At 43.7% G+C, this 12508-nt stretch carries 14 protein-coding genes; all 14 read left to right on the top strand.

Going from position 1 to position 12508, the window contains the following annotated elements; translation table 11 throughout:
• The first annotated feature begins 3 nt into the window (after positions 1–3).
• The 14 genes from truB to dapG all read left to right on the top strand — a co-directional run bounded on the left by truB (position 4) and on the right by dapG (position 12497).
• Positions 4–924 carry a tRNA pseudouridine(55) synthase TruB gene (truB, locus tag ABLT31_RS02295; protein WP_367748337.1) on the top strand — a complete coding sequence of 307 codons (921 nt, stop codon included), beginning with the start codon at positions 4–6 and terminating at the stop codon, positions 922–924.
• Positions 925–927: 3 nt separating this feature from the next.
• A complete protein-coding gene (locus ABLT31_RS02300) occupies positions 928–1869 on the top strand; it encodes a bifunctional riboflavin kinase/FAD synthetase (protein WP_367748340.1) in 942 nt (313 codons plus the stop codon).
• 214 nt (positions 1870–2083) lie between these two features.
• Entirely contained in the window at positions 2084–2314 is a 231-nt protein-coding gene (locus ABLT31_RS02305; RefSeq protein WP_367748342.1) for a hypothetical protein, read from the top strand.
• A gap of 3 nt (positions 2315–2317) precedes the next feature.
• Positions 2318–2539, top strand: coding sequence for a hypothetical protein (locus tag ABLT31_RS02310; protein ID WP_367748344.1), 222 nt, complete (start codon positions 2318–2320; stop codon positions 2537–2539).
• Between the two features lie 75 nt (positions 2540–2614).
• Positions 2615–2884 (top strand): 30S ribosomal protein S15, encoded by a 270-nt coding sequence (rpsO, locus tag ABLT31_RS02315; protein WP_367748346.1) that lies wholly within the window; start codon positions 2615–2617, stop codon positions 2882–2884.
• Positions 2885–3049: 165 nt separating this feature from the next.
• Positions 3050–5152 carry a polyribonucleotide nucleotidyltransferase gene (pnp, locus tag ABLT31_RS02320; protein WP_367748349.1) on the top strand — a complete coding sequence of 701 codons (2103 nt, stop codon included), beginning with the start codon at positions 3050–3052 and terminating at the stop codon, positions 5150–5152.
• 118 nt (positions 5153–5270) lie between these two features.
• On the top strand, positions 5271–6248 hold the full coding sequence (locus tag ABLT31_RS02325) for a polysaccharide deacetylase family protein (RefSeq protein ID WP_367748352.1): 978 nt from the start codon (positions 5271–5273) through the stop codon (positions 6246–6248).
• A 126-nt stretch (positions 6249–6374) separates the two neighbouring features.
• A complete protein-coding gene (locus tag ABLT31_RS02330; RefSeq protein WP_367748354.1) occupies positions 6375–7631 on the top strand; it encodes a M16 family metallopeptidase in 1257 nt (418 codons plus the stop codon).
• A 21-nt stretch (positions 7632–7652) separates the two neighbouring features.
• Positions 7653–8111 carry a dUTP diphosphatase gene (dut, locus tag ABLT31_RS02335; protein WP_367748356.1) on the top strand — a complete coding sequence of 153 codons (459 nt, stop codon included), beginning with the start codon at positions 7653–7655 and terminating at the stop codon, positions 8109–8111.
• Between the two features lie 109 nt (positions 8112–8220).
• Positions 8221–8475, top strand: a complete 255-nt coding sequence (locus ABLT31_RS02340; protein ID WP_367748359.1) for a YlmC/YmxH family sporulation protein — start codon at positions 8221–8223, stop codon at positions 8473–8475.
• A 157-nt stretch (positions 8476–8632) separates the two neighbouring features.
• Positions 8633–9532: a dipicolinate synthase subunit DpsA gene (dpsA, locus tag ABLT31_RS02345; protein WP_367749340.1), complete on the top strand. Its 900-nt coding sequence runs from the start codon at positions 8633–8635 to the stop codon at positions 9530–9532.
• Complete coding sequence (locus ABLT31_RS02350) at positions 9529–10128, top strand: dipicolinate synthase subunit B (RefSeq protein ID WP_367748362.1); 600 nt, start codon at positions 9529–9531, stop codon at positions 10126–10128. Before dpsA ends, ABLT31_RS02350 begins: the two co-directional genes overlap by 4 nt.
• Before the next feature lie 35 nt (positions 10129–10163).
• On the top strand, positions 10164–11207 hold the full coding sequence (locus tag ABLT31_RS02355; RefSeq protein ID WP_367748365.1) for an aspartate-semialdehyde dehydrogenase: 1044 nt from the start codon (positions 10164–10166) through the stop codon (positions 11205–11207).
• 63 nt (positions 11208–11270) lie between these two features.
• On the top strand, positions 11271–12497 hold the full coding sequence (gene dapG / locus ABLT31_RS02360; protein WP_367748368.1) for an aspartate kinase: 1227 nt from the start codon (positions 11271–11273) through the stop codon (positions 12495–12497).
• Positions 12498–12508: the final 11 nt, after the last annotated feature.

Here is a 12508-nt window from a genome sequence, read left to right on the forward strand (position 1 = left end):
GCCATGAGTAAAATAGGAATTGTACCATTGCTTAAACCTCCCGGAATGACCTCCCACGATTGTGTAAATAGGCTTCGAAGAATATTGAACATGAAGAAGATTGGGCATACGGGGACCCTTGACCCTTCGGTAACGGGTGTCCTTCCGATGTGTATCGGGCATGCTACACGGGTTGCGGAATATATTCAGGATCTTCCGAAGGAGTATGTAGGAACAGTTTCCATTGGTCGCTCCACCACTACAGAGGATGCGGATGGTGAAACTACCTTAGACCAACCGCTTAGTTTTCCTCTGGAAGAAGATCAAGTAAGGCAAGTCCTTAACACTTTTTTAGGTACGATTGAGCAGATTCCACCCATGTACTCTGCTGTTAAGGTAAATGGGAAAAGACTGCATGAACTAGCTCGCGAAGGCAAGGAAATTGAAAGGAAAGCTAGAAAAGTCGTAATCTACCAGATTGATGTGTTATCGACGACATTAGCCCCTCCCTATCCTGAAATAACGATCCATGTAAAATGCTCAAAAGGTACTTATATTAGGACATTGTGTGTAGATATTGGGAAAAAGCTTGGTTATCCTGCGCACATGAAAAATTTGCAAAGGGTGGCAAGCGGACCGTTTCGCTTAAAGGATTGCTTTACTTTTGAACAAATTGAAGCGGCAGCAGAGGAGGGAAATATTGATTCTCTTCTTAAACCTATAGATTGGGCTTTGCTGCAATATCCGGAAATCGTGGTACCTGCACACCAGGCACTAGACATTTTAAATGGAAAGAAGTTAAGGTTATCTCAGACTTTACCAGAGGATCAACTGATCCGTATTTATTCATCGGAAAAAAAGTTCTTAGCTTTGTACAAAGTTGTATATGTTGAGAACGAAGCGTGGGGAAAACCGGAAAAAGTGTTTCGATTGGAAGGGGAATAAATAATGATCATACAGCACTTGCAATATCCCTTGGAATCTCTGGACTTTAATCCAAGTGTGCTGGCCATTGGATATTTTGATGGCGTGCATCAAGGCCATCGAAGAGTGATTCAGAAGGCTATTGATTTGGCAAAGGAGTTGGGCTTAAAATCAGCTGTCATGACGTTTCATCCCCATCCGAGGGAAATACTTGGCCAAAGCGGCTATACGCATTATCTAACGCCACTTGAAGGGAAATTGGAATTGCTGGAACGCATGGGGGTAGATCTCGCCTATGTCGTTTCGTTTGATATTCCATTTTCGTCCGTTTATCCCCAGGATTTCATCAATGAATTCTTGGTTCCCTTACAAGCCCGTCATATTGTCGTTGGCTTTGACTACACGTTTGGCTATCGGGGAAAAGGTACGGCTTTTACTTTACAGGAATATAGTCAAGGCCGTTATGGCCTTGATGTCGTATCTCCCATTACCCGTTATGGCGAGAAAATCAGCAGCACCATTATTAGGGAGTATCTCTATGGGGGAAAGATCCAAGAGGCGACCGAATTTTTGGGGAGACCCTATAGTCTGCGGGGCATTGTTGTTCATGGGGAAAAAAGAGGACGGCAAATTGGATTTCCAACCGCGAATATTGGATTGCATGAACCTTACCTGATTCCTCGTACGGGTGTATATGGCGTGAGGATTCATTTCCAGGGACAAATACTCTATGGCGTCATGAATATCGGGATTAAGCCTACCTTTGAACATGAAAAGAAAGAAAAGAGTTTAGAGGTATATATTTTTGATTTTAGTGAAAATATGTATGATATGGAAATCAAAGTAGATTTTCTCTTCTTTATACGTGAGGAGCAGAAGTTTGCCGGGGTAGAACATCTTGTGAAGCAGATTTCGCAGGATGTGGATTATGCCAAAAGCAAGCTAGCTAGCTTCGGAGCGGGTTAGTCGCAGACAGAGGTTCTAATGCCAAAAGGGCTAACATATTCTTTTTAGTAACCCGAATTAGGCATTTACTCGTCCCGTAATGTATGTTATACTTACTCGTGGTAATTTCTTATTAGCTATTGCGCTAGTAAACTTCCTCCTGCTAAACCTTCACTGGAATGGATCTCACGGAGAAGATTGTGTTTCAGAATCGTGAAGAAGGGAGAGGTTCAAGGTGAAATTGCCGAAGGCCGATGAATCTGATCGGCAATTAAGTAAACTTTGCCAAGAAGTGGCCATTATCTGTTGCAGTGATGAATTTAAGAAACTGCATAAGGAAATGTCAAAAATCTACCGGAAAAACGGATTAACTGATGCCTCTCGGGTTGCCTTTCAAGATTCCTTATTCTCCATGTATCTTGAACAACTGCATCCTGAGGCAAGGGAAGAGATTTCCTACCTATAGGCTATGCATGTGATTATTACTTCACATGTGAAGCAGAGAATTCGTCAACATCGGCAGGATGGAATATCTGTTCCAGATATCATCTATCAAGCGAAATCAATACCAGGGACGGTGCCAGTAGCTACTCGATTCAGAGGATTCATGGCAAGCAGCGGAAGGGTATTTGATATGGTAGTGAAGGACATTTCTCAAGGAAGATTGGTTATAACTATAATTGGCAAGTAACCATGGCTTGGATGACCGATATCACCGACGGTGTATCTCGGCTATTGGGGATTATGACAAAGGAGGTGAACAAGGATGGCATTGACACAAGAACGCAAGCAGCAGTTAATCGAAGAACACCGTGTACACGAATCCGATACTGGATCTCCAGAAGTACAGGTAGCTATCCTTACGGAGAAGATTAACTACTTAAACGGGCATTTGCGCGAGCATAAGAAAGATCACCATTCTCGCCGCGGTCTTCTAAAGATGGTAGGACAACGTCGTAACCTGTTGAACTACTTGAAGAATTCCGATGTAACTCGTTACCGTAATCTAATCAATAAGTTAGGCTTACGTCGATAGGAATAAAGCGGGGGCATCCCCGCTTTTTCTATTGCGCGGATACCTGGAAAAATAAAGTAAATGATTCAAGAGTATCCATCTTTTAATTTTTCATTTGCAGGAAATAATAGTATAATGACGAAAGATTAAGTTTAAAATCACTTTTGAGAAGGGAGGCTTACATAAATGGAAACATTTACTTATGAATTAGGCGGAAGAACATTAACCGTTGAGTATGGGAAAATGGCTAAGCAAGCTAACGCCGCAGTTTTAGTGCGGTATGGAGAAACGGCTGTATTGTCGACTGTAACCGCGTCAAGCCAACCATCGACTCTAGACTTTTTTCCGCTTACTGTAAACTATGAAGAACGTCTTTATGCCGTAGGAAAAATTCCGGGAGGATTCATTAAAAGGGAAGGCAGACCAAGTGAAAAGGCTATATTGGCTAGCCGCCTCATTGATCGTCCCATTCGCCCTTTGTTCCCAGAAGGATTCCGCAATGAGGTTCAAGTGGTGAATATCGTCATGTCCGTTGATCAGGATTGTTCCTCGGAAATTGCTGCTATGATTGGTACATCCATTGCTTTAAGCATCTCTGATGTTCCATTTAATGGGCCGATTGGAGGGGCAGTTGTCGGAAGAATCAATGGGGAGTTTGTGTTAAATCCGACAGTTGAACAGCAAACGCAAAGCGATATCCATCTTGTAGTTGCTGGTACGAAAGACGCTATAAACATGGTTGAAGCAGGAGCTGATGAAGTTCCGGAAGAGGTCATGCTCGAGGCTATTATGTTTGGTCATGATCATATTCGTTCCATTGTAGGCTTCATAGAGGATATCCAAGCCAAAGTGGGTAAGCCAAAAATGGAAGTAGTTCTTCATGCTGTAGATCCCGAGATTGATAAGGCAGTAAGGGAATACGCCCTAGAGCGTCTTGTGGAAGCGGTGCGCGTGGAAGAAAAGCAAGCTAGGCAAGACGCGATTGATAGCATTAAAGAAGAAACTTTAGAACATTTTGCAGAGATTTACCCTGAGGATGCCAAAGCAATATCTGAAGTGCTTTATACTATTGTTAAAGATGAAGTTCGTCGCTTAATTACCCATGACAAGATTAGGCCTGATGGACGAGCTATCGATGAGATTCGTCCTATCTCCGGAGAAGTAAACTTACTGGCACGGACTCATGGTTCCGGATTATTTACCCGTGGACAAACGCAAGCTTTAAGCATTTGTACGCTAGGAGCTCTTGGGGATGTACAAATACTGGATGGACTTGGGATTGAAGAAAGCAAGCGCTTTATGCATCATTATAATTTCCCTCCGTTCAGTGTAGGAGAGGCACGTCCTTTGCGTCCTCCAGGAAGAAGGGAAATCGGGCATGGTGCTTTAGGGGAACGCGCATTAGAACCGGTTATTCCTTCAGAGGAAGAGTTTCCTTATACCATTCGATTGGTTTCCGAGGTGTTGGAGTCCAACGGATCCACCTCACAGGCTAGCATCTGTGCGAGTACGCTAGCGATGATGGATGCAGGAGTACCGATTAAGTCCCCAGTAGCTGGGATTGCAATGGGCTTGGTTAAATCGGGTGACCATGTTACTGTACTTTCCGATATTCAAGGAATGGAAGATCATTTGGGTGATATGGACTTTAAGGTGGCTGGTACGCGTGATGGCGTAACGGCACTGCAAATGGATATCAAGATTGATGGGATTAACCGAGAAATTCTGGAACAGGCTCTCAAGCAAGCGAGAGAAGGACGCATACATATCCTAGAGCGGATGCTAGAGGCCATTTCTCAGCCTAGAGATCATTTGTCAAAATTTGCTCCAAAGATCCTAACCATGAAAATCCATCCAGATAAGATTCGTGATGTCATTGGACCTGGCGGTAAGATTATCAATAAGATCATTGAAGAAACTGGCGTGAAAATCGATATTGAGCAGGATGGGCGTATCTTTATTGCATCAGTTGATGAAGCGATGAACCAGCGTGCGAAGCAAATTATCGAAGACCTGGTACGTGAGGTTGCTGTTGGACAAACGTATTTGGGGACGGTTAAGCGGATTGAAAAATTCGGTGCTTTCGTTGAGGTTTTCTCCGGAAAAGAAGGATTGGTCCATATCTCCCAATTGGCTGAAGAAAGAGTGGCGAAGGTGGAGGATGTGGTTTCGATCGGCGACCAGATCATGGTAAAAGTTGTGGAAATTGACAACCAGGGCAGAATTAACCTCTCCCGCAAAGTCCTTTTGAAGGAAGCAAAAGAGCAGCAGGAAAATGCAACAACCTAAATCCGGGAAAATATCGGTTTAAAGCAAATCGATATTTCCCAATTATTTTTGAATATAAGCCACCCTTCCGACATAACTTGTACTATTGGATATGTCTGGATTAAACGGAGGTGGTGGAATGAATGTATCAAAGGCACAGGTTCAGCTCTTATTAGGGGGGCTTTTTCTGGTGCTTTTTTTGTTTGCATTTCAATCTGAGGCAGTCAATACGTATATTTCTTCTGTGAAAGGAATCCCGGCATCCGTTCCGGTTAAGGATGAGTGGGTGGCGAAACTGCAGGAATTAAAGAAAACGCACGATATCGCTCCTATCGATGCTCGTATTGATCCCGTATGGAAGGCTATTCCGGGTTATAATGGCATAACCCTCGATATGCAGGGCTCTCTGGATGCCTTAGGAAAAGCAGGCGCGTGGGATGAGTCCCTGATCAAATTTGAGGAGATTGAGCCAAAAGTTAAGCTGTCTGATTTAAAGCCCTCTCCCATCTACAAGGGGAATTCGGAAAAGCCTATTGTTTCCTTTATGGTTAATGTGGCATGGGGGAACGAATATTTGCCAGAAATTCTGAAGACATTAGATAAATATAATGTGAAATCGACCTTCTTTTTAGATGGCTCCTGGGTCAGCAAATTCCCTGAGGAAGCGCGAAAGATTAAGGACGCAGGGCATGAAATCGGCAACCATGCTTATTCCCATCCTGATATGAAAACCATCTCCTTGAATAGAATACGTCTGGAAATTACAAAAACAAACGAGGTTATTGAAAAAGAATTGGCTATTAAACCGACGTTGTTTGCCCCTCCTTCTGGATCCTTTGATGACCGTACCGTTCAGATGGCGGCGCAAGAAGGTATGTATACCGTATTATGGACATTAGATACGATTGACTGGCAGAAACCGGCCCCTTCCCAAATTATACAAAGACTTGTACCTAAACTGGATAATGGATGTCTGATTCTGATGCATCCTACAGAGTCCTCTATGAAAGCTTTGCCCTCCCTTTTGGAGGCGGCAAAGTCCAAGGGACTAAAAGTGGGGACAGTCAGTGAACTTCTCTCATCACAACGGTTATACCCTATTGAGGTAAAAAGGTAATTTTGCTATAGTAGATATACTGACTGTCAAGGGCAGATGTTACCAAAGAGAATGGCTTCAAAGAAGCTTTTTATCTTGCATTAGAAGACCCCGGAGTACATGGGGACGACAAGGAGGCTTTCACTCGTGATCGAAAAATACACCCTAGACAATGGGGTACGTGTGATAATTGAAAAAATCCCAACGGTGCGTTCCGTTGCATTGGGGATTTGGGTTGGAACCGGCTCCCGGAATGAAGAGCCTGCGAACAATGGGATTTCCCATTTTATTGAACACATGCTCTTTAAGGGAACAAGGTCCAGATCAGCGAAAGAGATAGCCGAATCCTTTGATCAAATAGGCGGTCATGTTAACGCCTTTACTTCTAAAGAATATACGTGCTATTATGCCAGAGTTTTAGACGACCATGCCCCGATGGCGCTAGATATTCTTTCAGATATGTTCTTTAACTCTGTTTTCGACGAAGAAGAAATCAAAAAAGAGCGCAAGGTTGTTATCGAAGAAATAAAAATGTATGATGATACGCCAGATGACCTGGTTCATGACTTGATTTCCAAAGCTAGCTTTCCTCACCATTCATTGGGTTATAGCATCTTAGGGACAGAGGACGTCCTTAACCAGCTAAACCAGGAAAAAGTGCTTTCTTATATCAATAGTCGCTACACGCCTTCGAATGTCGTCATTACCGTAGCCGGGAATGTCAATGAAGGACTTTTAGCATCCATCAAAGAGCAATTTTCCGGCTTCCAAAGGGAAGAAGAGGTGGATAACCGGATCCCGCCGCAATTCCAGGCCGGCATTAGATTAAAGAAGAAGGAAACCGAGCAAGCTCATCTTTGTTTGGCTTTTCCAGGACTTGAAGTCGGCAATAAGGATATTTATCCCTTGATTCTAATGAACAATATTCTTGGAGGAAGCATGAGTTCAAGGCTGTTTCAGGAAGTTCGCGAAGAGCGAGGATTAGCCTACTCGGTATTCTCTTATCATTCTTCCTTCCAGGATAATGGAATGTTTACGGTCTATGCCGGAACCGCTCCGCATCAGCTAGAAGAAGTGTATTCCGTGATTGTGAATACGTTGCGGACCATGAAGTCGGAGGGTATGACCAAAGAAGAATTACTAAAAGGCAAAGAACAGCTCAAAGGAAGTCTTATGCTTAGTTTAGAAAGCACCAACAGCCGCATGAGCCGTTTGGGAAAAAATGAACTGCTTCTTGGCAAACACTTGAGCCTTGATGAAATCATTCAAAGAGTAGATAGCGTCACCTTAGATCATGTCCAGGCTACAACTGAAAAGATTTTTCAGCAAGCGATGTCGATTGCGCTGGTAAGTCCTTTTGAAGAATTGCCTTCAACCTTCAATCAGGAGCATCTGATCAGGTAGCCTGCCAGAGGGGGAAAGAAGTTGCAAGAGTCAACCGTTACAATACAAATTATGAAGCTGCCAGGGAATGAGGATATAAGCCTCCCCACTCAAATGTCACAATATGCCGCAGGGTTTGACTTGTTTGCGGCCATTAAGGAGCCGATTGAGCTATTGCCAGGGAAGCGTGTACTTGTGCCTGCCGGTTTTTCCCTGGCATTACCCATGAATATGGAAGCGCAGATTCGCCCGAGAAGTGGTCTCGCCTTAAAAAGTGGAATAACTTGTCTCAATTCTCCCGGAACAATTGATGCTGATTATCGTGGGGAAGTGGGCGTTATTTTGATCAATCATGGTGAGGCACCTTTTTTGATCTCTCGTGGGGATCGAATTGCCCAGATGGTTATCCAGGCCCTTCCTGCAGTTAAATGGGAAATCGTTAAGGAGCTTCCGCCTACTGACAGAGGCGAAGGCGGTTTTGGCCATACGGGGATTAACTAGCATCAACAAAAAGTACTTCTGCAAAAGCAGAAGTACTTTTTTTATGGGTCAAGGCATATCCTTCCACTGCAAGGATCATGAATTATAAACCGAAAGGGCTGGGGTAACGATGAGATATAGCGAATTTAGCGGAAAGGAAATCATTGATCTCGATAATGGAGAGAGAATGGGCATGCTCGGGCAATCGGATTTAGTCATCCATTCGGATTCTGGAAAAATTGATTCGATTATCCTTCCAGTGAGCTCCTTCCTTGGATGGGGCAAAAAGAAAAATGATGTCATTATTCCATGGAACGCGATACGCAAGGTTGGGCCCGATATGATTATCGTGGAGTTAAAGGAACGAGGGACTGCCAAATATTAGTGTAGGCGAATGGTTGTAACGCTTCGGTAGGCGCGCACATACGATGAGGGTAGAACGCAACGAATTCCGGCAAACCACTTTGATAAAAATCAACTTGTTTTCTACTTTTAATGTCCACTTTATTGTAGTAAACTGTTTGAAAGGGGTTATCAGCTTTATGCTCACAGGGATTCACGCTACCTTCATCGGAGGAGATGCTCGCCAACTTGAAGTCATCAAGAAATTTATCGAGCTGGACGCATCGGTAACCCTCATTGGATTTGATAATTTAGAAAGTAATTTTATAGGAGCGGCAAAAAAAGAGCTATCATTGGACGTATTGCAGGAAACAAATGCCCTAATTCTCCCTATTGTAGGTACGGATGACGAAGGATTTGTAGAAAGCATATTTTGCTCGAAACCGATCCAATTGACAGACAAACATTTCGAATCGCTAAACGAGAATGTTACGATTTATACCGGAATGGCGAAACCTTTCTTAAAAGATCGTTGTCAAGCTCATCAATTAAATTTAATTGAGATTCTCGACCGAGACGATGTAGCCATTTATAATTCCATTCCAACGGTAGAAGGTGCGCTAATGATGGCCATCCAAAACACGGATATTACGATTCACGGTTCAACCTGCATTGTGCTAGGTTTAGGCCGAGTCGGAATATCCATGGCGAGAGCCCTTCATGCCCTAGGTGCCCATGTAAGGGTGGGAGCAAGGAAGCCCGAGCATCTTGCTCGGATATATGAAATGGGACTTTCTCCCTTCGAACTTAGTGATCTCGCCGAACAAGTGGATGATGTGGATATCGTGTATAACACCATCCCCAAGATGGTTGTCACCGCGCAGATTATAGCCAGGATGCCGCAGCACACTTTGATCATTGATCTTGCATCGAAGCCTGGTGGAACGGACTTTCGATATGCCGAAAAACGAGGAATCAAGGCCTTATTAGCACCTGGTTTGCCTGGGATTGTTGCGCCAAAAACAGCGGGCCAGATCATTGCTAAGACATTGTCTAGGCTTGTTTCTGAACAAATGGCAGATCGGGAGGGATCATTATGAAGTTGGCAGGAAAAACGATCGGATTCGGAGTGACAGGATCTCATTGCACATTGGAAGAAATCATGCCGCAGATTAAGCGGCTAGTAGATGAAGGGGCTAATGTTATTCCAATCATCACACATACGGTAGCATCCACCGATACCTATTTCGGGAATGCAGCAGACTGGAAAAAGCAACTTTATGATATTACTGGCAATGATATCGTCTCCACGATTGTAGATGCAGAGCCGCTAGGACCGAAGCGTCCGCTGGATGTGATGGTCATTGCGCCAATGACGGGAGGTTCGACGAGTAAGCTGGCTAACGCCTTGACAGATAGCCCAGTTTTGATGGCTGCTAAGGCAACCATGCGTAATCATCGACCGGTCGTGTTAGCCATATCCACGAATGATGGACTTGGGTTAAATATGGCTAATATTGCCAAGCTTATGGCCGCCAAGGATATTTATTTTGTCCCTTTCGGGCAGGATGCCCCGGAAAAAAAGCCAAAATCACTCGTTGCACGGATGGAATTGATTAAAGAAACGTGTGAAATGGCCTTAGAGGGGAAACAACTTCAACCGGTTATCGTTGAAAAATTTAAATATATGAACTAGTATATAGAATAAACACGGAAAAGGGAGAGAATACAATGGCAGATGTAAAAACTTACAATGTAGCAGTAGTTGGAGCAACAGGAGCAGTAGGAACACAGATTTTACGTTTACTTGAAGAACGTAATTTCCCAATCAATCAATTGAAATGTCTCTCCTCAGCTAGATCCGCAGGAGCAACTTTAACTTTTAAAGGACAGGAAATCACCGTGGAAGAGGCTACCCCGGAAAGCTTTGAAGGCATTGATTTCGCTTTGTTCAGTGCAGGGGGAAGCGTAAGTAAACAATTAGCCCATGAAGCTGTTCAAAGAGGGGCTGTTGTTATAGATAATACCAATGCATTCCGGATGACTCCAGAAGTTCCGTTGGTTGTACCGGAAGTGAATATGGAAAAAGCTTTTGAGCACCAAGGGATTATTGCAAACCCAAATTGTTCAACCATTCAAATGGTAGCAGCTTTACAGCCAATTAAAGAAAAATACGGCATTGACCGCATTATTGTTTCTACCTATCAGGCAGTGTCTGGTGCAGGAAACCGTGCTATTGGAGATCTGATTAACCAAACCCAGGCAGTTCTGGAAGGGAAAGAAGCAAATGGTGAAATTCTGCCAGTAGGTTCCCTGCCTAAAAAGCATCAAATGGCGTTTAATGTTATCCCACAAATTGACGTTTTCTTGGATAATGGCTTTACTCAAGAAGAAATGAAAATGATCAATGAAACGAAGAAAATCTTTGGCGATGAAACTGTAAAAGTAGCTGCTACTTGTGTACGCGTTCCTGTTCTGAATGGACACTCCGAATCCGTATATATCGAAACCAAAGAAGATTTTAACTTAGATGAAGTGAAGGAGTTGCTAGCTCAAGCTCCGGGGATTATTGTAGCGGATGAACCAGCTGAACAGTTGTATCCATTAGCCACTGAGTCAGCAGGTAAATTGGAAGTATACGTAGGTCGTTTAAGAAAAGATGTTTCTGAACCTCGTGGCCTTCATATGTGGATAGTAAGCGACAACTTATTAAAGGGCGCTGCATGGAACGCTGTACAAATTGCTGAGCAAATGATTGCAAAACAAAATGCTTAATATGCTATTTCCCTTTGATTAGGCTGTTATTAAGCAGTGATCTGCAAGGGAGCAGTGTAAAATATGAAAATACTGGTACAGAAATTTGGAGGTTCTTCCCTTTCTTCAGCAGAAGATAGGGAAGAAGCTATTAATCATATTAGTTCGGCTTTGGAAGAAGGATATTCAGTTTGTGTGGTTGTGTCGGCGATGGGCAGAAAAGGTCAGCCGTATGCCACTGACACCTTAATAGAGCTCATCCATAAGAATGGCGCTAGGCTAAACAAGCGGGACTGGGATTTGCTTTTGCATTGCGGGGAAATTATTTCGGCAACGACCTTATCCAGTATGCTGGGTAGCAGAAACATCTCTGCGACCGTATTAACAGGAGGGCAAGCCGGGATTATTACCGATAAGGAATACGGTAATGCAACAATTCAAAGGCTAGATGGAACGCGGATAAAACAAGAGCTCTTAACCCATCAGGTTGTTATCGTAACGGGTTTTCAAGGAAGAACGGAAGATTGGGAAGTCACCACATTGGGTAGGGGCGGAAGCGATACGACAGCAACGGCATTAGGCGTTGCCCTTCAAGCGGACTGTGTAGATATTTTTACCGATGTAAGTGGGGTCATGACGGCGGACCCACGCATCGTAGAAGATGCGCAGCAGCTGGATGCTGTGACGTATACGGAAATCGCGAATATGGCGTACCAGGGAGCCAAGGTACTTCACCCTCGAGCTGTTGAAATGGCTATGCAAGGCAATGTGCCTATTCGTGTCCGATCTACGTTTAGTCAAGATCCTGGTACGTTGGTAACCAATCGGTCAGAGCTGCAAAGAAGAGTTAACCAAGCATCTGAAAGACTGATTACAGGAATTGCTCATATCGCTAATATTACCCAAATAAAAGTGTTGGCAAAAGAAGGCCAATATGATCTGCAGTTGAGTGTCTTTAAGGCAATGGCTGAGAATGGGATCAGTGTTGACTTCATCAATGTTAATCCCATCGGAGTGGCGTATACCGTTAGGGATGAAGTCGCGGATAAAGCTGCCAGCATTTTACAAGATATGGGACATGAACCGATATTGACACCACATTGTGCCAAGGTTTCCATCATCGGTGCCGGAATGGCAGGCGTACCAGGAGTTATGGCAAAAATAGCAGAAGCCTTAAATCATGAAGACATTCAAATTTTACAATGTGCAGATTCCCATACAACGATATGGGTACTGGTGAAGGATGAGGATATGGTAAAGGCAGTCCGGGCCCTTCATCGCAAATTCAATTTGCATAAACTTGCACACTAGACTTGAAGGGA

Source organism: Ammoniphilus soli (assembly GCF_040813775.1).

Coding starts and splice junctions, on each gene's coding strand:
- truB (WP_367748337.1), top strand. CDS start 4: ATGAGTAAAATAGGAATTGTACCATTGCTTAAACCTCCCGGAATGACC.
- ABLT31_RS02300 (WP_367748340.1), top strand. CDS start 928: ATGATCATACAGCACTTGCAATATCCCTTGGAATCTCTGGACTTTAAT.
- ABLT31_RS02310 (WP_367748344.1), top strand. CDS start 2,318: ATGCATGTGATTATTACTTCACATGTGAAGCAGAGAATTCGTCAACAT.
- rpsO (WP_367748346.1), top strand. CDS start 2,615: ATGGCATTGACACAAGAACGCAAGCAGCAGTTAATCGAAGAACACCGT.
- pnp (WP_367748349.1), top strand. CDS start 3,050: ATGGAAACATTTACTTATGAATTAGGCGGAAGAACATTAACCGTTGAG.
- ABLT31_RS02325 (WP_367748352.1), top strand. CDS start 5,271: ATGAATGTATCAAAGGCACAGGTTCAGCTCTTATTAGGGGGGCTTTTT.
- ABLT31_RS02340 (WP_367748359.1), top strand. CDS start 8,221: ATGAGATATAGCGAATTTAGCGGAAAGGAAATCATTGATCTCGATAAT.
- dpsA (WP_367749340.1), top strand. CDS start 8,633: ATGCTCACAGGGATTCACGCTACCTTCATCGGAGGAGATGCTCGCCAA.
- ABLT31_RS02350 (WP_367748362.1), top strand. CDS start 9,529: ATGAAGTTGGCAGGAAAAACGATCGGATTCGGAGTGACAGGATCTCAT.
- ABLT31_RS02355 (WP_367748365.1), top strand. CDS start 10,164: ATGGCAGATGTAAAAACTTACAATGTAGCAGTAGTTGGAGCAACAGGA.
- dapG (WP_367748368.1), top strand. CDS start 11,271: ATGAAAATACTGGTACAGAAATTTGGAGGTTCTTCCCTTTCTTCAGCA.